Here is a 20,997-nt window from a genome sequence, read left to right on the forward strand (position 1 = left end):
TCACTGTTCTATAGGTGTTGGGCGCGCAGATATTGTGCAGAAGCCCTTGTGCAGTGACTATCAAATTAGTGCGGCACGTCTAGAGATCGAGGACCAGGTCAGAAGTGGGCTTGCTGCAGCACAACAAACGCAGGCCTTTGTCGATTTCCCGCTGCCTGATGCCGCCGTTGTGCTTCATCTCGACCGTGCCCTGCATCAAGGCGGTCTTGCAGGTACCGCAGACGCCCTGGCTGCAGGAGGAGGGCACAATGGCACCGGCTTTCTTTGCGGCAGACAGCACCGTCTGATTACCCGACATGCTGAAGGTCTTGCCTGAACGCGCCAGCGTCACCGTGAACACGGCTTGCTGGTCGAGCGAAGCGGCCTGCTCGATCAACGGCTCTTCATTCAGGGCGGTGATATCGAAGCTTTCCTGATGGTAGTGGGCGAAGTCGAATGCCGCTTCCCTGAGCAGCGATTTGACCGCTTCCATATAACCCTGGGGGCCGCAAGTGAAGATCTCTCGTTCCTTGTAGTCTGGTACCAGCTGGCTTAACGAAGGCAAATCGAGTCGGCCTATGGGTTGCTGCCATTGCGCTGTTTCGCCAAGTCCCTCGCAAATGCTGATCACCCGAAGTCCCGGCATGGCGGCCTGCATGCGCGTCAGCTCCGCGTGGAAGATGATGTCGACCGGCGTACGGGCGCTATGCACAAAAACAATGTCGAGGTTGGCGGCCATGTCATAGGCTGCCCGAGTCATCGACATCAAGGGGGTCACACCAGAGCCGGCCGACAGATACAACAATTTACCTGCCGGATGGCCGATCGGCGTAAAGCTGCCGGCGGGGCCGGACGCTTTCAGGCTATCGCCTGGCTTGAGGTTGTCATGTAGCCAGTTCGACACCACGCCCCCCGGCACGCGCTTGACGGTAATGGAAAACGCAAAGGGCCGGGTCGGAGAGGACGACAGAGTGTAGCAGCGAGCGATGGTCTGCCCACCAATGACCGGCGAGATCGTGATGAATTGACCAGGCTCGAAGCTCAGGGCGCTGAAGTCCGCACAACGAAAAATGAAAGTCTTGACGTCATGGGTTTCCTGGCGCACAGCGCAGCACTGCAGGGTTTTCTGTTCCCCGCTGTGCCACTGCGCGCCAAACGTGCCCCAGGTGGTCGGGTCGGTAAAGTGCTGGGCCGCTCGGGCGTTTTCAGGGCGCGTCAAGTTCTCATAAGTCGTCATGTTCATTCCTCACACGCCATGGGCGGCCAGACGCGCCGCGTACCAGCGAGAAAACTGGTCGACATAGGTTTCGGTAAAGGCCGAGAACGGTCCAGGCGTGTAGGAAGGGTCCTGGGTGCCGCTGTGGGTAATACCAACGAGATTGGCGTCTTGCAGGTTGGTTGCGACCCAGACCTCAGTCACCTTATCCACTTGATAATCGACGCCTTCGACGGCATCGGCATGGACCAGCCATTTGGTCCGGACCAGGGTTTTATCGGGTGCCAGTGGGATGATGTAGGAGACAACGGCGTGGTCGCTCATGACATGGGTCCACGAGTTGTGTGTCCAAAGATGCATGTCGCCCAAGTCGCGACGGGTGAGGTCACCGAAGAGGCGGGTGCATGCCACGCGGGTGTCCAGGGTTTGCGATTCACCGTTGCCGGCAATGGCCAGTCGCTGCGAGCGAAATTGGGTCACGGCGTCTTCGCCCAGGTGTTCGACGGCATCGCAGATATAGCCTTCGCTCTCCCAGTTGGCCTTGGTGTCGGCATTGCGTTGGTGATACTCCGCCAACGCCCGAAGAGAATCCTCCCCCAGGCCGTCGGTGCAAAATCCAAAATCTTCGGGCAGGAAAGACGCGGTCAATTCCGGGTGAGTGGCAGCGCAGTGATAACACTCGCGGTTATTCTCGATGACCAGTTTCCAATTGCCGTTCTCGATGATTTCCGATTCGTAGGCGATCTTGGAATGGGAAATGTCGTATTGGGCGAAACGCGGCGTCATGACCTGTTCAAGGTACGTGATGTCTTCCGGTGGTTCGTCGCCCAGGCAGACGAAGATATGAGTGCCGATGACCCGGGTGTGCACAGGGATCAGGCTTTTGCATTTAGGGTCGAAGTCCTTGCCCATGTGTGCCGCATGTTTCAGGCTGCCATCCAGGTCGTAGCTCCACTGGTGATAGGGGCAGACCAGCATGCCCACGGTCGACTTGCCGGCCTGTTTCAGGCGAGCCCCGCGGTGACGGCAGACATTGCGGAATGCCTGCACATGCTCGTCATCGTCGCGCACCAGAAGGATGGAAGATTTGCCGATGTCGAGGGTGGAGACATCACCGGGTTCGGGAATGTCGCTGGTGACTCCCACCAGAATCCAATGTTTGGTAAAAAAGATGTCGACGTCGGTTTCAAAAATATCCTGGCGACCAAACAAGCTACCCGGCATGCCATGGCCGGGAGTGCGGTCGGTCAGAAGTTCACGATGGGTTTTCACGGCATTAATAGTCATTATGGGTCTCGCTCAAACTCAAAGTTGATCAGGCGGCAAGTACAGTTTGGAAAAGTGGAATAAGACCGTCAACGCGCTTTATTTTCACGCTCGCATAACTTTTAGTTATGCGTAAAATTTCTTTCTAATCAGTTAGTTAAATAACTATCATCGCGCAGCCAATCGACCAGTGCCTGGGTAATAGGCTCAACTTTCCGGCCGCTCGGAATAACCAGGTAATAGGCGTCCTTGGGCTTGACCCTATAGGGCGTAATTCTGATCAGCTCACCGCTATTGAGTCGGTGTGCGATCAGCCGACTCCATCCCAATGCAATTCCATGGCCTTGAATGGCGGCCTGGACCGCATCGTTATAGGAACTGCAGCGAAATGAATAATTGAGCTTGGGGCGCAGATCGCCGAGTTCCCGGCACCAACGGTTCCAGGTCATCCAGCCTTCCAGGGTGGAATCGGAGTCAATCAGCGCCGTGTCCAGAAAATCGGTAACGGATGAAGGGGGCGGGTTGGCGGCGAGCCAGGCCGGCGAACAAACGGGAAACACTTCTTCGTCGAACAGGAAAACCGAACTCCCACCCTCCCATTTTCCATCACCAAAACGGATGGCCAGGTCAACGTCATCCCGGTATGTACTGGGCGAGACCTGGTGTGTCATCAAGCGCAACTTCAACTTTGGTTGCAGGGTGCGCAGCGCGGTCAATCTAGGGAGTATTCTCAAGTGAGAAAACGCCTCGGTGCAGGCGATGGTGATTTCCTGTTCACCAATGCCCTCGGCAATTTTGTCGAAGACGCTGGCCATGCGATGAATGGACTCCGCGACGACCAGATGCAGGGCATAGCCTTCGTGAGTCAGCTTGATCGACCGATGAAGGCGATGGAACAGCTTGGTCTCCAGGGTATCTTCCAACAAACGGATCTGTTTGCTGACGGCTGCCTGGGTCACGCCCAGTTCTTGGGCGGCCAGGGTGAAGCTGGTCAACCGCGCCACGGCTTCGAACTCCAGCAACGCCGTCATCGACGGTATCAACCGTCGGTAGCCCTTGACCTTTTTATCGATATCGCTGGGTTGCATAGGTGTGTTCCAACGCCTTGCCTGGTGACTCAAGCCACCGAAGACTCTCGTGCGGGTTCAGTAGGAACAGGTTGGGACATGTTGTGCCCCAGCAGTGCCCGATACAGCTCACCGTCACCCAATATGCCCAATACGGTGCCAGCTTGGTCCTGCACAATCAGGGGATGGCCGGTTTCATAGCGAATCTGCAGTGCGTCGCGCATGGTGGTAGTGCAGGGGACGCACGTCGGTTGTCGAGCCAAGGTCTCGATTGCCTTGGACGGATTCCAGGGTTGGACGTGCGCGGTAGTGGCGCCTTTTCGAAGGCTGGTCAAATGACGCTGCGCGCTCAGCAGCATCCACATGTTCTGAGCTGTATCCAGGCAGTATTCGTCGCGGGCGACAACGCATTGGTCCAGCGGTGTCATCAAGCTTTTCGCGCACAGCACGTTCAACGGGTTGGTGTGGGCGACGAAATTGCGCACGTAGTCGTCGGCCGGATTCAGGACGATTTCTTCGGGCTTGCTGTACTGGATGATCTTGCCATCTTTCATGATGGCGATGCGTGTGCCCAGCTTCAGGGCTTCGTCCAGGTCATGGCTGACGAAAACGATGGTCTTGTGCAGCTTGCGTTGCAGATCGAGCAATTCGTCCTGTAAGCCTTGGCGGATCAGCGGGTCGAGGGCCGAGAATGGTTCGTCCATCAACAGGATGTCGGCGTCCATAGCCAGTGCACGGGCCAGGCCAACCCGCTGCTGCATGCCGCCGGACAGTTCGTTGGGCTTCTTGTTGCGCCACTGGGTCAGGCCCACCAGCTCCAGCTTTTCATCCACCAGCTTGCGCCGTTCCTTTTCCGGCCGGCCCTGCATTTCCAGGCCGAAGCTGATGTTCTCGCGCACCGTCAGCCAAGGCATCAGGGCGAATTTCTGGAAGACCATAGCGATGCGCTGGGTGCGCATCATCTTCAGTTCGGCGGGGGAGCAGGAGGCGATGTCGATCTGGCGGCCTTCGTGTTCGACGAACAACTTGCCGCGACTGACGGTATTCAAGCCGTTGATGCAGCGCAGCAGGCTGGATTTGCCCGAACCGGACAGGCCCATCAGTACACAGATCTCGCCTTTGTTGATTTCCAGGTTAGCCTTTTCCACGCCGACGATCAGACCGGTCTTCTGAAGAATCTCCGGACGTGAAAAGCCTTGGTCAAGCAATTCCAGGGCAGGCTTCGGACGAGCGCAAAAGATCACGTCGACGTCTTCAAAACGGATGATGCTCATACCTCACCTCTTTTCAGGGGCTCACGTTGCTTGCAGATGCGGTCGAGCGTGATCGCCAGCAGCACGATCGCCAGGCCCGCTTCGAAACCCATCGAGATATCGGCGGTGTTCAACGCATTGACCACGGGTTTGCCCAGCCCGTCGGCCCCCACGAGGGCGGCGATCACGACCATGGAAAGTGACAGCATGATGCATTGGGTGATGCCGGCGGCGATGCTGGGCATGGCGTGGGGCAGCTCGATGCGAGCCAACAATTGGCGGCGCGAACAGCCAAAGGCCTTGCCAGCATCCATCAGTTCTTCGGGAACATCACTGATGCCCAGGTAGGTCAGGCGAATAGGTGCGGCGATTGCAAATACCACCGTGGAGATCAGACCCGGGACCACACCCAGGCCGAAGAGGGTCAGGGTAGGAATGAGGTAGACGAAGGTCGGTACGGTCTGCATCAGGTCGAGGACCGGCCGCAAGGCCGCATAGAACCAGGGCCGATGTGCCGCGACGATGCCCAGTGGTACACCGATGACCACGCAGACGAGTGTGGCGAAGGTTACTTGAGCAAGGGTCTCCAGGGTCTCTTGCCAGTAACCGAGGTTGAATATCAGCAGGAAGGCGAGGGTGACGAAGAGGGTGAGGCTCACCTTGCGCTGGATGTAGTAGGCCAACAGGGCAAATACAGCGATCAACGCCAAGGGGTTAAACCAAAGGAGCACGCTGCTAAACGCGGTAATGACACCCGAAAGCGAGAGTGAAATGGCGTCGAAAATACCTGCGCCATGCTGAGTCAACCATTCGACATACCGAGCGATGTGTTCGCCCAAGGGAAGCTTTTCTTGTGTCATCCACATATCACTGATCCGACTGATAGAAAGAAATCCCACGCCAGCAACCGTCCGGGCACAGCTTCGCGCGCCGGGTTAGCAGGCAATACAAAGCGACTGCAGGAGGCGTCGCTTCAGCAGTTATCGAAGTTTGGGCAGGGGATAAGTAACAGAAGTAGCGTGTGGCAATGCCAGTCGCCCCGGCATTCTTAGACCGGAGGTCGAGAGGCTTTCAGAGGTGTGCACTGCAAGATTCATGATGGCGGCTCATTGTTGTTTTGGTTTGGAGTCCATTGCCTGTGGGGTATGGTCAGTCAGGGGGCTTTTGCCGACAAACCATTTTATGTCCGCGTCTCATGAGTTTTTATCATTAATGATCTCGCTTACTCTGAGGCGTAAAAGTCAACTAAATGTACTTTGGTGTACATTAAGCTGTCATCCGAGTACATTCGCATTACGCATTATCAAGAAGGTGAGCAGAATGCCCCAGGTAGGAAAGGCACGTGGCAAGGCCCAGGACGCAGGCTGGCGGGGCTCGCCGGAGGGCTGGCTGGAAGCGGCCTACGAGGCCCTGAAGGAATCGGGCATCGATGCTGTTCGAGTCATGCCGCTGGCCAAGCGCCTGGGCTTGTCACGCACCAGTTTCTATTGGTTTTTCGAAGATCGCGAACAGTTGTTGGCCGCCTTGCTTTCCCGTTGGCGGGAGACCAACACGGGGGGCTTGATCCGGCAAAGTGAAAGCTATGCCGAAAGCATTTCCGAGGCGATCCTGAATGTGTTCGAGTGCTGGCTCAACCCGCAATTGTTCGACTCCCAATTCGAATTTGCCGTGCGCAGTTGGGCGCTGCAGTCGGCTGAGGTGGCTCAGGAGGTCGCTACCGTGGACGAACAGCGGATGAGCGCTTTGGCAAACATGTTCAAGCGTTTTGGCTATGACAGTCAGGGTGCCGATACCCGGGCCCGCACGATTTACCTGACCCAGATCGGCTATATCAGCATGAACACCAGTGAGCTGATCACCACGCGTTTCCAGCGTATTCCTCATTACGTCAGCATCTTCACCGGCAAGGTTCCCAAGCAGCGCGAGCTGGATCGCTTCTATGGGAAGTTCGGCTACGCCGAGAAAGAGCCAGGGGTTTTCGTTCCCTTGACGGAGACTTTCGAGGAGGTCTCTGCAAAATGATCAACGAATCGCTCGGTATCATCGGCGGAACGGGCTGGTTGGGCGCAGCGATTGCGAAAGCGCTCATGGCGAAGTCGCTGCTGCCGCCTGGCAATCTGATCATCTCCAATCGCTCCGGCAGCCATCCGCTGGCACAACAAGGCGTTTGCCTGGTCACGGACAATCAGGCGCTGGTGACACGTAGCGACATGGTGATCATCGCGGTGCGCCCCGAGCAATTCGCCAGTCTGGACATCGACGCAACGGGCAAGACCATCGTGTCCTTGATGGCCGGAATTACGGCGCAGGCGATAGCCGCACAGACCTCGGCTTCGGCAGTCGTGCGGGCGATGCCCAACGCGGCGGTGGAAATCGGGCAATCCTTTACGCCCTGGTTTTGCTGGGGGGAGGTGGACGCGGCGGCGAGGGAATGGGTGCAGCGGCTGTTCGAATCGGTAGGCACTGCGGCTGAGGTTCAGGAAGAGGGCTTCATCGACTACCTCTCGGCGCTCTCGGGTACCGGCCCGGCTTTTCCTGCGTTGCTGATGAACTCGCTGGCGAATCAGGCGAGGGCTGCCGGCATTCCTTCCGATATTGCGCAATTGGCTGCCAAGAACGTCGTGGTCAATAGCAGCCAGCTTCTGGAAAACCACGATGCGCTGGAGATGATCGAGGCCTTGGTCGCCTATCGAGGTGTCACGGCCGCGGCGTTGCAATCAATGATCGATAGTCGTTTCGAAGCGCACATCGGTAGGGCTCTGGAGGCCGGTGCTGCGGTTGCCCGCAAAGGGCTTCATGCCTGATAAACCGAAGCCCCCGGTCAAGGGGGCTTCGGTAAGCGTCTTATTTACTCTGCCTTGAAGCAGTAAACCGCCAGCTTGTTCCCATCCAGATCCCGGGCGTAAGCGGCATAGGCATTTTCAGCCCAGCCACGCGTGCCAGGCAGACCTTCGCAGACGCCGCCGTTTGCCAGCGCGGCGGCGTGGAAGGCGTGGACCGCAGCACGGTTCGGCGCCTCGAAGCTGACGGTGCCGCCATTACCGACAGTCGCCGGATTGCCGTTGGCCGGCTTGAGTACGAAAAACGAAGGCTTGTCGACGCCCCAGATGGAGCCATTCTCGCTGAGGTCGGCGACGCGTTTGAGACCGATCTCTTTCAGTGCTGCGTCATAGAACGCACGGGCTTTTGCCAGGTCATTGGTGCCGACGGTTACATGGGTAAAAACGGACATCGTTGCTTCCTTTTTGTGGGGGGAAATGAGGATCGGCCGAATCAGTAATGAATGACGGTACGAATGCTTTTCCCGTCATGCATCAACTCGAATGCTTTGTTGATTTCTTCCAGGGGCATGGTGTGGGTGATAAAGGTGTCCAGTGGGATCTCTCCTCGGCTGGCCTTTTCCACATAGCTGGGCAACTCGGTGCGGCCCTTCACGCCACCAAACGCGCTGCCACGCCACACACGACCGGTGACGAGCTGGAAGGGTCGGGTGCTGATTTCCTGGCCTGCGCCGGCGACGCCGATGATAATCGACTCGCCCCAGCCCTTGTGGCAGCACTCCAGTGCGGCACGCATCAGTTGCACATTGCCAACGCATTCGAACGAGTAGTCCACGCCGCCATCGGTAAGCTCGACAATGACGTCCTGGATCGGCTTGTCGTATTCCTTGGGATTGATAAAGTCCGTCGCGCCCAACGACAGTGCGACGTCTCGCTTGGCAGGGTTTATGTCGATAGCCAGGATACGCCCGGCGTTGGCCATTTTTGCGCCGATGATGGCTGCCAGGCCGATACCGCCCAGCCCAAACACCGCTACGCTGGCGCCCGCTTCGACCTTGGCAGTGTTGAGGACGGCGCCGATTCCGGTGGTCACCCCGCAACCGAGCAGGCAGACCTGCTCCAACGGCGCCTCATTGGGAATCTTCGCCAGGGAAATTTCCGGCAACACAGTGTATTCGGAGAACGTCGAGCACCCCATGTAGTGGAACAGGGGGTTGCCTTCATAGGAAAAGCGCGAAGTACCGTCGGGCATCAAGCCTTTTCCCTGGGTCGCCCTGACGGCCTGGCAGAGGTTGGTCTTGCCGGAAAGGCAGAACTTGCACTGGCCGCATTCGGCGGTATAGAGCGGAATCACATGGTCGCCAACCTGCAGCGAAGTGACGCCTTCGCCGACGGCTTCGACGATACCGCCACCTTCATGGCCCAGGACGCTAGGGAAGATACCTTCCGGATCGCTTCCTGAAAGGGTAAACGCATCGGTGTGGCAGACGCCGGTGGCAACGATACGTACCCGGACCTCACCAGCCTTGGGCGGTGCGACATCGATGGTGACCAACTGCAACGGTTCATTGGGCGCGAATGCGACCGCAGCCCTTGATTTCAAGGTCTGTGCTGACATGGTAGAGCCTCGTTTCGAATAGGGAGTTGCCCCTGATCCAGGATCAGGGGCATGACTTCAGATGTCCTTGACCAGTCGCAACGCATCGTAGATGGCCGCGTGGGTATTGCGCGCCGACACCGCGTCGCCGATCCGGAACAACTGGAAGCGGCCCTCGGGGTTGGTCACGATGTTCTGGGTTTTCCCGGCGATCAGATCATGCTGTTCAACCGCGCCGTTGTTGCGCGAATGGGGACGCAGCTCAAAGTACAGATCGTCGAGGGGCAAGGTGCCGTGGTTGATGACCACTTGATCGACCACTCGCTGTTTATGCACCTGGCCATAATCGCTGCCGAAGTTCGCCACCAATTGCCCGTCGCGTTTCTCCACCGAGTCGACCCGATAGGTGACGGTAAAGGTGACGTTCAGGTCTTGCAGGCTGCGCATGTAGGGCACCAGGTTCATCGCCATCACTTCGGGCGCGAACGAGCGGTCCGGTGTGACGATTTCCAGTTTCGCGCCGCTGTTGGCGATGACTTCGGCCGCTTGTAGCGCTGCATGGTCGCCCGCATCGTCAAAGATCAGCACGTTCTGGCCGGGCTTGACGTCGCCGGAGATGATGTCCCAGGTCGACACCACCAGTTCATTGCCCTGCTTGAGCACTTCGGTATGCGGCAAGCCGCCGGTGGCGACGATCACCACGTCCGGGTTTTCCGCCAGTACCGTCTCGGCCTCGGCCCAGGTGTTGAAGTGGAATTTCACGCCCAGGCGTTCGCATTGCGCCATGCGCCAGTCGATGATGCTGATCATCTCGCGGCGGCGCTCGCTCTGCGCCGTCAGGCGAATCTGACCGCCGGGTTGATCGGCGACTTCAAACACGGTGACGTCGTGGCCCCGTTCGCCGGCCACTCGTGCCGCTTCCAGGCCCGCCGGGCCGGTGCCGATCACCACCACTTTGCGCTTGACCGACGCCTTGGGGATTTCGTGGGGCATGGTGGTTTCGCGCCCGGTGGCGGCGTTGTGGATGCAGTACGCCGCGCCACCCTGGTAGATACGGTCCAGACAGTAGTTCGCGCCTACACAAGGGCGGATTTCTTCTTCGCGCTTCTCAATGATTTTACGCACGATGTGCGGGTCGGTCATATGCGCCCGGGTCATGCCGATCATGTCCACCTTGCCCGACGCGATGGCGTGGCGGGCCGTGGCTACGTCGGGAATCTTTGCAGCATGGAAGGTGGGGAAGCCGGTGGCCGAGCGGATCTCGCCGGCAAAATCCAGGTGCGGGGAGTTGCGCATGCCCTGGATCGGAATCACGTCGGTGAGGCCGGCATCGGTGTCGATGTGGCCGCGAACGACGTTGAGGAAGTCGACCAGGCCGCTGTCCTTGAGCATGTGCGAGATCTGGATGCCGTCCTTGGCACCGAAACCGCCGGGCAGGTCTTCATCGCCGGTGTAGCGAACCCCCAGCAGGAAATCTTCGCCGCAGCGCTGGCGGATGCCGCGCAGGACGTCGAAGGTAAAGCGCAACCGGTTCTCCAACGAACCGCCGTAAGGGCCGTCAAGGTCGTTGGTCAGTGGCGACCAGAACTGATCCATGAGGTGTCCGTAGGCCTGCAGTTCCAAACCATCCAGCCCGGCGGCCTTCATGCGTTCGGCGGCGTCCACGTAATCCTTGATGATGCGGTCGATGTCCCAGTCTTCCATCTTTTTCGGGAAGGCCCGGTGGGACGCTTCGCGGCGATGGGACGGTGAGACGACCGGTAGCCAGTCGGCCTTGTCCCAGCGCGTGCGCCGCCCCAGGTGAGTCAACTGAATCATCACTGCGGTGCCGTGTTCGTGGCATTCGTCGGTCAGGTCCTTCATCCATTTGACCACTTCATCCTTGTACGCCAGCACGTTGTTGAATACCGGCGGGCTGTCACGAGAGACGGCGGCGGAGCCCGCCGTCATGGTCAGTGCCACGCCAGCCTTGGCGCGTTCGACATGATAGGCGCGGTACAGATCCTTCGGCATGCCGTCGACAGGATAAGCCGGCTCATGAGAGGTGGTCATGATCCGGTTCTTGAGGGTCAGGTGTTTGATCTTGTAGGGCTGCAGCAGAGGATCGCTGGACATGGTGTTGCGCTCCGGGAACAGAACATCAGGCTTGGTTTTGACATAACGGTATGTCGAATGTTCATCTGTGTCAACGATTGAGACATAGGTGTACATTTTTCTTGCGTGACGGAAAAACCAGGATTACCATCCAGTCGAAACAGGGGGGGCGGCACTTGCGCCCGACCCTCCCGCATCGATCCAAAGTGCAAGGGGGCAGTGCGAAGAACTATGAAAGTGCTCGTTGCGGTAAAGCGCGCCATCGACCCGAATGTGAAAGTCCGGGTGAAAGCCGACGGTTCAGACGTCGAGCTCGGTGGCGTGAAGATGGCCTTGAATCCGTTCTGCGAGATCGCGGTGGAGGAGGCGATTCGCCTCAAGGAGAAGGGGTTGGCATCCGAAGTGGTGGTCGTCTCCGTGGGCACGTCGGCCGCCCAGGAACAACTGCGCACGGCATTGGCACTCGGGGCGGACCGGGCGCTGCTGGTGGAGACGAATGCAAGGCTTGAACCGCTCAACGTCGCCAAGTACCTGAGCAAGGTGGTCGATCAGGAAAAGCCCCAATTGATCCTGTTCGGCAAACAGGCGATCGACCAGGAAAACAACCAGGTTGGGCAAATGGTCGCGCATCTGATTGGCAGCGGTCAGGCCACCTACGCCTCAGCAGTCAATCACGTCGACGGGCAATGGGTTATCGAGCGAGAGGTCGACGGCGGCAGCCAGGTGCTCGCCCTCGCCATGCCAGCCGTGGTGACCTGCGATTTGCGGCTGAACCAACCGCGCTACGCCTCGTTGCCCAACATCATGAAAGCCAAGAAAAAACCGCTTGAGATCATTGCCGCTGACACCTTGGGCGCGAGCGTGAAGGAACACGCTCGATTATTAGGGGTTGTCCCGCCCGCGGTGCGCAAAGCGGGGATAACCGTTGGTTCGGTGGCCGAGCTGGTGGATAAATTGAAGAACGTTGCGGGGGTGATTTGATGCGTACATTGGTGATCGCCGAACACAGCGCCGGTCAACTGACGGCAGGTACGTGGAGTGCCGTGACGGCCGCCATGGCCCTGGGTGCCAAGATGGATCTACTGGTGATGGGTGGGACGACCGCCTCGGCAGTGGCGCAACAGGCGGCGCTGACCCAGGGTCTGGATCGGGTGCTCCTGGCGCAAGGGATAATGTTCGAAAATGCCTTGGCTGAGAATATTCAGCCGCTGGTCACTTCACTGGTGGCCGAGGGGTATACGCATGTCGTTGCCGACGCCAGCAGTATGGGCCGCAACGTGCTGCCACGGGTCGCGGCGAGCCTGGACGTCGGCATGCTGTCCGACGTCACCCAAATCGTTTCGGCGGACACTTTCCAGCGGCCCATTTACGCCGGCAATGCCATCGCTACCGTGCAGTCCCTTGATCCGATCAAGTTGCTCACGGTCCGCGCCTCGGCGTTCGCCCAAGCCTTGTCCCAGGAGCATCGCTGCGAAGTGGTGGCGGTGGAGGGCGGGCAAAGCGCGAGCAACGTGCGCTTCGTGAGCGAGCAACTGACGGCCAGCGAAAGGCCTGATCTGTCGAGCGCCCGTGTCGTAGTGTCCGGCGGTCGCGGGATGCAGAGCAAAGAAAATTTCGCCTTGATCGAACGAGTGGCAGACAAGCTTGGCGGTGCCGTAGGTGCATCGCGTGCCGCAGTGGATTCGGGTTTTGCCCCCAACGATTTGCAGGTCGGGCAGACAGGCAAGATCGTCGCGCCGGAGCTTTACATCGCGGCGGGTATTAGTGGTGCCATTCAGCATCTGGCAGGCATGAGTGGTTCAAAGGTCATCGTCGCGATCAACCAGGACGCTGAAGCGCCGATTGCCCAAGTGGCGGACTACATGTTGGTGGCGGATGTGTTCGAGGCTTTACCGGCACTCGAAAAAGCACTGTGAATGCTTACATTGGCAAGTTCCGCCGAAGGGTGGAGGAGGGCAGAACGACCGCGAAACATGAAGGCTTTTCGCATAACTAAAACTTATTCGAGCATAACTTTAAATCCCTTGAGGAGCATAATGGCACTCTGCTCTTATGGGGGCGCGTTAATTCTTCTTCTGTCCTGCCAATAACTATTAATACAGCACGCGGAGATGCACCATGATGACGTTATCCAGTAAAACTTGTATCGGCTGGTTTACAGGCCTGGCGTTGATTGCCGGCAGCCTGATGGCCCACGCTGAGGAGCCCGCGCCCATCCGCATCGGATGGGTGAATTGGTCGGATACGGAAATCGCTGTAAAGTTGGCAGACACCGCATTGCGCGACCACTTGAAACAACCGGTCAAGTTAGTGCTCGCCGATATTGGCATTCAGTTCCAGGCCCTGGCTAACGGCAATATCGACCTGATCCCGATGGTTTGGCTGCCAAGCACCCACAAGGCGTTCTACGACAAGTACCAGGATAAGCTCGAAGACCTTGGCGTGCTGTATGAAGGTCGGATCGGCATGGCCGTGCCGACGTCCATTCCCACCAGCGAGATTGCCAGTGTCGAGGATCTCAACAAGCCTGAAGTGCGGGAAAAACTCGGCGGCAAGATCCTGACGTCGGAAGTGGGCAATGGTCAGTACAAACTGACGGAAAAGGCCATCAAGGAATACAAACTCGATGGCTACAAGATGGTCGCTTCTTCGGAGTCTGGCATGTTGAGCGAACTGGATCGCAACCTCAAGCGTGACAAATGGGCATTGATCAACGCCTGGAGTCCACACTGGATGTTCGCCAAGTGGCCGCTGCGCTACCTGGACGATCCGAAGCAGATTTTCGGTGGCGCCGAGCAAATTCACGCGGTTGCACGCAAAGGCTTCAGCGCCGAACATCCCGATGTCGCTCGCTTCTTCGCCAACTTCAAGATTCCCAAGGCCGACCTCGAGAAACTGATGGCGACCGCCCGCGACAGCTCGGCAGACAAGGTCGTTGCAGAATACTACGCCGCCAACAAGCCCCGCTTCGAGGCGATGTTCGGCAGCCAGACCGCCTCCGCAACACCGTCCCAGTAAGGGCTGTTGCTATCCAATAGTTGTGTTGCAATCCGGTGCCTTTCGCGAAGGGCACCGGATTCGTCGAACGGACTTTCAGGCGATACCCTTGAAAACCACAGTCTATCGTCGCTTTACCCTTGATGAAGCGATTGGCTGGGTGAAGCATCTCTGCGAATCGAAGGGCTGCTCTCCAGCGGTTGCCAACTCATTGGCCCACGCCACCGTTGCGGCGCAAGCGCGTGGTAACCAGGCCGTGGGGTTTCGGCATCTCGCCGATTATTTGCCGGGCTTTTCCTCCGGGCGTATTAATCCACTTGTCGAGCCACGCATCTCCCGCGTCGGCGCGATGATCTTCAAATCTGATGCCCAAGGCGGCATTGCCCAGCTTGGCGTCGATCGATGCTTCGATTCGCTGTGTCATGCCGCGCGTGCCAATGGCATGGCCACGTTGAGCCAGTGCAATAGTTTCACCAGCGGTGAACTGGGTGACTACACGCTGCGGTTTGCCCAGGCCGGGCTGATCGCCTTGGCGGTCGCGAACGGGCCGGCCCTGGTTGCCGTTCCTGGCGCCAAGGGCAAGACCTACTCGACCAATCCAATCTCATTTGCCGCACCCTCGGCCGACGGCATCCCGCTGTTGTTCGACCAGGCGTGCAGTGCTGCGGCATTCGTGAATATCGCCCATGCCGCCGCGACAGGCAGCGGTATTCCCGAGGGGTGGGCGGTGGACCAGTATGGCAACGGAACACGTGATGCTCTGGCGGCGCTGAGTGGTGCGCTACTGCCTTTTGGTGGTCATCGCGGGGCCAACCTGATGCTCATGGTCGAAGTACTGGCAGCGGGGCTCACGGGCGCCAACTGGTCGCTGGATGCGCCGGCGTTCAACCAGGGGGCCCAGTCGCCGGGTTGTGGCCTGTTGATACTGCTTCTGGCGCCGACGTTTTTTTCAGAGGGATTCGAGCAGCGGCTTGCCAGTCAAATGACTCGTTTGACGCAAATGGGCGTTCACAGGCCGGGATGGGACCGGCAACACTCAATGGTCAACGCACAGAATGATGGGATTCATGTTCCCGTTGATTTGCTGGAACAGTTGAGCCGTTTGTAAGCCCGTTCGATACATCGCTTGAGAAATGAGGTCGAAAACGATGATGAGCAGCACTGAAGAGGTGGCGTGGGATCAGGACATTGCCCGCAGCGGCGACGTGCTGAAGCGTTCGCTTCAAAACGTCCTGTCGTGCAGCGTTCGTGATGAGGCGCAAGTGCATGTCGCGTCTCTGAATGCGGCTAAATGGACGATCAGCAAATCTGCGAAAACTTCAAATGCGCTGCCAGATTTTCTGGCACTTCACTTATCCGAGGCACTTCGGGCGATGCCCAGGACCGATGATGACCTGATATCGATACGGGACGCGTTAGGCACGCTCTTGCCCCATGTCACTTGGATAAACCGCCAGGCCCAGACCGACCAGGATAGCGCTTTCGTGGAGCGACATCGTCACGGGATAATCGCAGGCCCGGGAGGATTATTGGAATGTTCCACCTTGACCTTGGGGTTGGCACTCATGATGCCGCAGACCTGTTATCCCTATCATCAGCACCCGCCTGCTGAGTTCTATCTCGTTCTGTCGCCGGGCGACTGGTATCGGGAGGATGTGGGGTGGTGGACTCCCGGGGTGGGGGGCGTCGTGTTCAACTTTCCTTCCTGTATCCATGCCATGAAATCGACGAATGTTCCGCTTCTGGCCCTGTGGGGCCTGATGCATTAATGCCTCGTTATGAGTGTGAACAAACTCGGTAATGATTGAGGGAAGAAAATATGGCAGTGACCACGCAGGGCATCAAGTTGGACGAAGAAACGCGGGCCAGGCTGAAGTCCGCATCGGCTAAGCTGGATCGCACCTCCCATTGGTTCATGAGAAAGGCGATTCTGAGTTTTATTGAACAAGTTGAAGCTGGAGCGGGGATCGAGGCGTTCATAACGGTCGAATTTTTGGAAAAAGATACGAGGCGCCACAGCATTGCGCGACGGCTTCGCAAAGATAGCAGTACTGATGAGTTAACCTGATGGCGTGTCCTGAACCTGCCAAGTCTAAGAATCATTGACGAAACCTGGCTTAAACAAACCGTGAAGTGACATGCATATAACATCATAAGTTATAGGCTTGATTCAGTTTTCATGATTGATTTTTTCTCATGAGTATTGAATGAAAAATGGTTTGTTGGTGTCCGTTCAGTCCTGAACAATATCTGCAGCATAAGGGATCAAGATGAGTGGCGTTGATTCCATGCCCTAGAACTTTCTTCAGAATAACTAAAACGCGGCGCTTTTGTTGAGGATTACCGATGATGCAGCTGATCGATGCCCGGCTTGCAAGCAAACAGACTACATTCGAAGAAATCCCTTTTATTGATATCGCGCCGTTGCTGGATGGTAGCGATCCACAAAAAGTCTCGCGCCAGATCGGGGAGACTTGTGAGAAAGTCGGTTTTTTCTATATCAAGAATCATGGCGTTTCTCGCACCTTGATAGACGCGATGTACGCTCAGACAAAAAAATTCTTTGCCATGCCTTTTGATAAGAAGAATGAGCTAAACGTGGTTCACTCAGGTCCCACACTTCGCGGCTACATTCCTATGTACGCGGAGAACGTCGATCCGGAAAACACCCGCGATTTCAAGGAATGCTTCGACTACGGCGCCCACGATGATCAGGTGTCCCCGTTCTTCGGGGCGAACCTGATGCCATCTGAGCCTGCGCAATTTTCGGATGTCTGTGAGGCCTACCATCGCGCAATGCTTGACCTGGCGCGTAAGCTCATCAGCGCCATTGCCTTGAGCCTGGATCTGCCCGCGGACTACTTTGAAAAACTGCAACGCAAACCGATCACCATTCAGCGGTTGTTGCACTACCCCTCGCAGAGTGGCGAGATTTCACAAAAGGAAATCGGGATCGGAGCGCACACGGACTATGGTTTTCTGACGATTCTTTTCCAGGACAAGGTCGGCGGCTTGCAAGTACGCAATCGTGCTGGGGAATGGGTAAGCGCTCCGCCGGTGGAGGATACGTTCATTGTCAACATCGGTGATCTGGTTCAAACCCTGACGAATGATCGCTACACGTCGACCATGCACCGCGTCATCAATACCAGCGGTGTCGAACGGTATTCCATTCCATTTTTCATTGACTTGGACTTCGACGCGCCGGTCGAAACCGTCGCCACGTGCATCAGCGCCGATAACCCGGTCAAATACGCGCCTTACACCTGCGGTCAACACAAATACAATCGCTTTGTCGCCAGCTACGCCCATCTGCAGCCCATCGAAGGCGCCAACCGCTAGGTGTTGTTGAGCCCATCAAACCCGGCCACCGTCTACGTAGAGGCGGTGGCTGCCTGTGAGCGCGTTGAGGTTGTCCCATGGGTATTCGACGAAGTGCGTTCATCACGTGGGGTTACGCCGAAATACCCACGATAGCTTCTTGTGAAATGGGCTGCTGAACCAAAGCCGCACAGCTCCCCTATTTTCAGGACGGGCGATGAGGACTGTTTCAACAACTGTTGTGCCCGGACTAAACGCAGCTTGAGGTAATAGCGCGATGGAGAAGTGTCCAGGTACCTATGAAACAATCGCTCCAGCTGGCGCCGTGAAATCCCGACCTTGAACGCCAGCACCTTGAGATCGAGTGGCGCGTCCAGATTCTCCTCCATCAACAGGATGGCCGCTTGCAGTTTGGGCTGATTGGCGCCCAGTGTATGCCTGAGCGGTATGCGCTGCTCATCCTGATCATCCCGCATTCGTTCATACATGAACATGTCGGAAATAGCCGCCGCCAATTCACGGCCGTGTTCGCTTCTGATGATGTGCAACATCATGTCCATCGGTGCCGTGCCACCCGAAGAGGTCAAGTGGTTTCTATCGATGGAGAATAGGTGTGGCGTTATATCTGCCACTGGAAACGCTTCGCGCATCAGCTCCAGGCAGTGCCAATGAACGCTACATCGGTGTCCTTCCAACAGCCCGGCTTTGCCCAGCGCCCAAGTCCCTGTGCAGACGGCCCCCAGCTTGCGACCCTGGCGGGCCTGGCTCTGCAGCCAAAGTACATGCTCATGGCTGACGCTGTCCTGGATATCCATTCCGCCGCACACGATCACGGTAGATAACGCAGGGGTTTCTTGCATGCTGGTGTCGGGTGTTATTTGCAAGCCGGCACTGGCACACACAGGTTTTGCTTCCTTGCCCAGGGTGCACCATCGGTACAACTCTTTACCTGAGAGCTGGTTGGCCATGCGCAAGGGTTCTATCGCTGATGCGAGGGAAATGAATGTGAAGCCATCCAACAGCAGGAATCCGACGTAATGTGGGGCAGGGGGGGGCGAAGTGAACACTGTGTGACGCTCCTTTTGGATGTTACGTACCCGTGTAGCTCTCATAGTTCGTGGCGACTTTCCCTCGACGGTGGATAACCAAAAAAAGAGCTGTAGCATTTACTGAAATGGGGGGTTGAGGCAAAGCCGCAGGCGATTGAAACATCGATGATCGTTAGGCTTGAGTTCCGTATCAGGCGCTGGGCGCCTTTAAGGCGTAATGCCAAGTAGTAACGTTGTGGAGCAACTCCCAATTGTTCCTGGAAGAGACGTTGCACTTGACGTCTTGATAGCTGAACACACTCGGCGAGTTGATCCTGGCTTAACGGCTCCTCCAAGTTACATTCCATCAATGTGATTATTTCTCGTAGCGCGGCGCTGACCTTGCCATCTTGAACCGGCACTGATGTACGAAACCTGGATTGGTCATGATCCAGCAGCTCGAAAACTGCGTTCACGACATCCTGATTAAGTGTTGTATAAAGCCACTTCATCATCATTTGAAATGCGCCTGCGGGGCCAGCCGCCGTGAGCCGGTCTCGATCAAATGTCATGGCGTCCTGAGTTACAGTTGTGTTGGGCGAACATTCGGATAAGGCGATCCGTTGTTCTGCGTGAATGGCACAGCGGTAGCCATCCAGTAACCCGGCTTTACCCAGATACCAGGCGCCATTCCACAACCCACCGAGCGCGATGGGCATGCTGGCGAGTTTGTTCAAGAGTTTCACCAGCCCGCCAGGCACGGCTCTTGGCGTTCGCAACCCACCGCAGACAATCATCAGATCCAGGGAAGCGATTCTAAGATCGGTGAGAGGGGTATCCGGCCTGATTGGAATGGCCAGGTCGCTCGTGACTTCGGAGTCGTTGCAACTGAATGTATGGAATTTTACCGAGCCTGGCCGAATCAGGTTGGCCGTCACCAGCACGTCCAGACATTGCGTAAAACATGTCAGCGAGAAGTTCTCAAGCAAGAGAAAGCCGATGCTTGATGGTTGATGACACTCGGTTAACTGATTCATCGATCAAGTTTCATGCTTGCAGAAAACTGTCGTCGAATGGGTAGTGCGTCAGCAATTCATAGCCGGTTTCGGTGACCAACAGCTGGTTCTCCAACTTGATGCCATCGCGGCCACCCACTTCACCCACGTACGCTTCGACGCAGAGGGCCATGCCTGGCTGCAGCTCGCCCTCGTATCCGTAAGATTCCAGGTCTTCCGGATAGCGGATACTGGGGTACTCGTCGCACAGGCCGACACCATGGAACAGCACGCCGTACCGCTGGGCGCGGCAGGGTTCGGGCAGCCGATGCGACTTGATGGTCAGTTCCGTGAAGCGCACGCCTGGCTTGACCAGCTCGATGTTGTGGGTGATATGGTCGTGGGCAATTCGATACAGGCGTTTCTGTTCGGCCGTAGGCTCCAGCCCTCCGCAAATCCAGCTGCGGGACATGTCCACACACATGCCGTAGGTGCCGATCAGATCCGTGTCGAACGACAACAAGTCGCCGTCGCTCAACACCCGTGGCCCGGACTCCTGGAACCAGGGGTTGGTGCGAGGGCCGGAACTGAGGATTCGAGTCTCTATCCACTCGCCACCGCGGCGGATATTGCCGGCATGCAGGGCTGCCCAGACATCATTTTCAGTCACGCCGGCACGCATGGCCTGGTGCATTTCGGCCACTGAGGCTTCGCACGCGGCCACCGCACAGCGCATCGCCTTGATTTCATCAGGGCCCTTGATCATGCGGGAAAATTCGGTCACTTCCTGGCCGCTGCAAATGTCGATCGCCAATGCATCTAAGGCGCGCAAGCCGGCGACTTCGATTCGATCCACCGCAAGCCGACGGTTGACGCCGGCGTGTTGGCGCAGCAACTCGTCGATTTGCGCGGCGAAATGTCTGGCGTGTCGATCGGTGTGCTCACCGGTCTCGAAAAAGAAAAAAGACGCGCCGCTGCGCAATTCCGTTACCAGCGGCAAGTGGGCGGACAGATGATCGCAGCCATGGAAATCCCACAGGACAACATGCCCACTGGCGGCGATGAAGCATGCCCGTGCGGGGTTATGGGTCGTCCATAACTGCATATTGGTGGTATCAGTTGCGTAGCGGATATTCAGTGGATCGAATAACAGAATACCGCCCAGGTCACGGGCTACCAACTGATCCACCAATCGTTGCAATCGGTATGTGCGAAGGGTGGGCAAATGGGGCGGCTCCAGACCCAAACGCTCCCACTCCGCAAAAGCCAGCGGGGTGGGGCCTATTTCGACTCGGTCGTTGTCATTGGCGGAGCCATCTTTTTTTAATGCAGTTGCACGTTGTCTGGCCGGGTCGATGCGCCGAGCATTGGCTGGAATCGAAAAAGGTGAAGTCGTCATGATGG

Annotated in this window: 20 protein-coding genes; 9 read left to right on the forward strand and 11 right to left on the reverse strand. The window is 57.4% G+C overall.

What is annotated here, in order from left to right:
• Nucleotides 1-79: 79 nt before the first annotated feature.
• From ACMTA2_RS13595 to choW, 5 genes are all read right to left on the reverse strand, one after another.
• Nucleotides 80-1,216, reverse strand: coding sequence for an FAD-binding oxidoreductase (locus tag ACMTA2_RS13595; protein ID WP_413795217.1), 1,137 nt, complete (start codon nucleotides 1,214-1,216; stop codon nucleotides 80-82).
• Nucleotides 1,217-1,225: 9 nt separating this feature from the next.
• Nucleotides 1,226-2,482, reverse strand: a complete 1,257-nt coding sequence (locus ACMTA2_RS13600; protein ID WP_413795218.1) for an aromatic ring-hydroxylating oxygenase subunit alpha — start codon at nucleotides 2,480-2,482, stop codon at nucleotides 1,226-1,228.
• 128 nt (nucleotides 2,483-2,610) lie between these two features.
• Nucleotides 2,611-3,549 (reverse strand): LysR substrate-binding domain-containing protein, encoded by a 939-nt coding sequence (locus ACMTA2_RS13605; protein ID WP_413795219.1) that lies wholly within the window; start codon nucleotides 3,547-3,549, stop codon nucleotides 2,611-2,613.
• 29 nt (nucleotides 3,550-3,578) lie between these two features.
• The gene (choV, locus tag ACMTA2_RS13610; protein WP_413795220.1) at nucleotides 3,579-4,802 is read right to left on the reverse strand and encodes a choline ABC transporter ATP-binding protein; all 1,224 of its coding nucleotides are present in this window, start codon (nucleotides 4,800-4,802) and stop codon (nucleotides 3,579-3,581) included.
• On the reverse strand, nucleotides 4,799-5,647 hold the full coding sequence (gene choW / locus ACMTA2_RS13615; protein ID WP_413795221.1) for a choline ABC transporter permease subunit: 849 nt from the start codon (nucleotides 5,645-5,647) through the stop codon (nucleotides 4,799-4,801). Before choW ends, choV begins: the two co-directional genes overlap by 4 nt.
• 454 nt (nucleotides 5,648-6,101) lie before the next feature.
• On the opposite strand from choW, the gene ACMTA2_RS13620 reads away from it, so the two are divergent.
• Nucleotides 6,102-6,803 (forward strand): TetR/AcrR family transcriptional regulator, encoded by a 702-nt coding sequence (locus tag ACMTA2_RS13620; RefSeq protein ID WP_338495727.1) that lies wholly within the window; start codon nucleotides 6,102-6,104, stop codon nucleotides 6,801-6,803.
• Nucleotides 6,800-7,585, forward strand: a complete 786-nt coding sequence (locus ACMTA2_RS13625; protein WP_413795222.1) for a pyrroline-5-carboxylate reductase family protein — start codon at nucleotides 6,800-6,802, stop codon at nucleotides 7,583-7,585. The genes ACMTA2_RS13620 and ACMTA2_RS13625 overlap by 4 nt, the downstream gene beginning before the upstream one ends.
• Nucleotides 7,586-7,629: 44 nt before the next feature.
• On the opposite strand, the gene ACMTA2_RS13630 is transcribed toward ACMTA2_RS13625, so the two are convergent.
• From ACMTA2_RS13630 to ACMTA2_RS13640, 3 genes are read right to left on the reverse strand one after another with little or no spacing between them, the layout of a single operon-like run.
• Nucleotides 7,630-8,013 (reverse strand): VOC family protein, encoded by a 384-nt coding sequence (locus ACMTA2_RS13630; RefSeq protein ID WP_413795223.1) that lies wholly within the window; start codon nucleotides 8,011-8,013, stop codon nucleotides 7,630-7,632.
• 41 nt (nucleotides 8,014-8,054) lie between these two features.
• Nucleotides 8,055-9,179, reverse strand: coding sequence for an S-(hydroxymethyl)glutathione dehydrogenase/class III alcohol dehydrogenase (locus tag ACMTA2_RS13635; RefSeq protein ID WP_413795224.1), 1,125 nt, complete (start codon nucleotides 9,177-9,179; stop codon nucleotides 8,055-8,057).
• Nucleotides 9,180-9,236: 57 nt separating this feature from the next.
• Nucleotides 9,237-11,273 carry an oxidoreductase gene (locus ACMTA2_RS13640; protein WP_413795225.1) on the reverse strand — a complete coding sequence of 679 codons (2,037 nt, stop codon included), beginning with the start codon at nucleotides 11,271-11,273 and terminating at the stop codon, nucleotides 9,237-9,239.
• Nucleotides 11,274-11,483: 210 nt separating this feature from the next.
• Here ACMTA2_RS13640 and ACMTA2_RS13645 point away from each other — a divergent pair, with 210 nt between their 5' ends.
• The 7 genes from ACMTA2_RS13645 to ACMTA2_RS13675 all read left to right on the forward strand — a co-directional run bounded on the left by ACMTA2_RS13645 (nucleotide 11,484) and on the right by ACMTA2_RS13675 (nucleotide 17,591).
• Nucleotides 11,484-12,233, forward strand: a complete 750-nt coding sequence (locus ACMTA2_RS13645; protein ID WP_413795226.1) for an electron transfer flavoprotein subunit beta/FixA family protein — start codon at nucleotides 11,484-11,486, stop codon at nucleotides 12,231-12,233.
• Nucleotides 12,233-13,168 carry an electron transfer flavoprotein subunit alpha/FixB family protein gene (locus tag ACMTA2_RS13650; protein WP_413795227.1) on the forward strand — a complete coding sequence of 312 codons (936 nt, stop codon included), beginning with the start codon at nucleotides 12,233-12,235 and terminating at the stop codon, nucleotides 13,166-13,168. Before ACMTA2_RS13645 ends, ACMTA2_RS13650 begins: the two co-directional genes overlap by 1 nt.
• Nucleotides 13,169-13,370: 202 nt before the next feature.
• Nucleotides 13,371-14,270, forward strand: coding sequence for a glycine betaine ABC transporter substrate-binding protein (locus ACMTA2_RS13655; RefSeq protein WP_413795228.1), 900 nt, complete (start codon nucleotides 13,371-13,373; stop codon nucleotides 14,268-14,270).
• Between the two features lie 88 nt (nucleotides 14,271-14,358).
• Nucleotides 14,359-15,357, forward strand: coding sequence for an Ldh family oxidoreductase (locus tag ACMTA2_RS13660; protein WP_413795229.1), 999 nt, complete (start codon nucleotides 14,359-14,361; stop codon nucleotides 15,355-15,357).
• 40 nt (nucleotides 15,358-15,397) lie between these two features.
• Nucleotides 15,398-16,018 carry a dimethylsulfonioproprionate lyase family protein gene (locus ACMTA2_RS13665; protein WP_413795230.1) on the forward strand — a complete coding sequence of 207 codons (621 nt, stop codon included), beginning with the start codon at nucleotides 15,398-15,400 and terminating at the stop codon, nucleotides 16,016-16,018.
• Nucleotides 16,019-16,068: 50 nt separating this feature from the next.
• Complete coding sequence (locus tag ACMTA2_RS13670) at nucleotides 16,069-16,317, forward strand: ribbon-helix-helix protein, CopG family (protein WP_413795231.1); 249 nt, start codon at nucleotides 16,069-16,071, stop codon at nucleotides 16,315-16,317.
• Nucleotides 16,318-16,595: 278 nt separating this feature from the next.
• Nucleotides 16,596-17,591, forward strand: coding sequence for an isopenicillin N synthase family dioxygenase (locus ACMTA2_RS13675; protein WP_413795232.1), 996 nt, complete (start codon nucleotides 16,596-16,598; stop codon nucleotides 17,589-17,591).
• A gap of 32 nt (nucleotides 17,592-17,623) precedes the next feature.
• Here the strand turns inward: ACMTA2_RS13675 and gbdR are convergent, their stop codons facing one another.
• From gbdR to dddP, 3 genes are read right to left on the reverse strand one after another with little or no spacing between them, the layout of a single operon-like run.
• Entirely contained in the window at nucleotides 17,624-18,637 is a 1,014-nt protein-coding gene (gene gbdR, locus ACMTA2_RS13680) for a choline metabolism transcriptional regulator GbdR (protein WP_490166888.1), read from the reverse strand.
• A gap of 41 nt (nucleotides 18,638-18,678) precedes the next feature.
• Nucleotides 18,679-19,635, reverse strand: coding sequence for a GlxA family transcriptional regulator (locus tag ACMTA2_RS13685; RefSeq protein WP_413795233.1), 957 nt, complete (start codon nucleotides 19,633-19,635; stop codon nucleotides 18,679-18,681).
• Between the two features lie 10 nt (nucleotides 19,636-19,645).
• Nucleotides 19,646-20,992: a dimethylsulfonioproprionate lyase DddP gene (gene dddP, locus ACMTA2_RS13690; protein ID WP_413795234.1), complete on the reverse strand. Its 1,347-nt coding sequence runs from the start codon at nucleotides 20,990-20,992 to the stop codon at nucleotides 19,646-19,648.
• Nucleotides 20,993-20,997: the final 5 nt, after the last annotated feature.

The sequence above is a fragment of the Pseudomonas medicaginis genome, from assembly GCF_965119365.1.
Lineage (GTDB): Bacteria > Pseudomonadota > Gammaproteobacteria > Pseudomonadales > Pseudomonadaceae > Aquipseudomonas.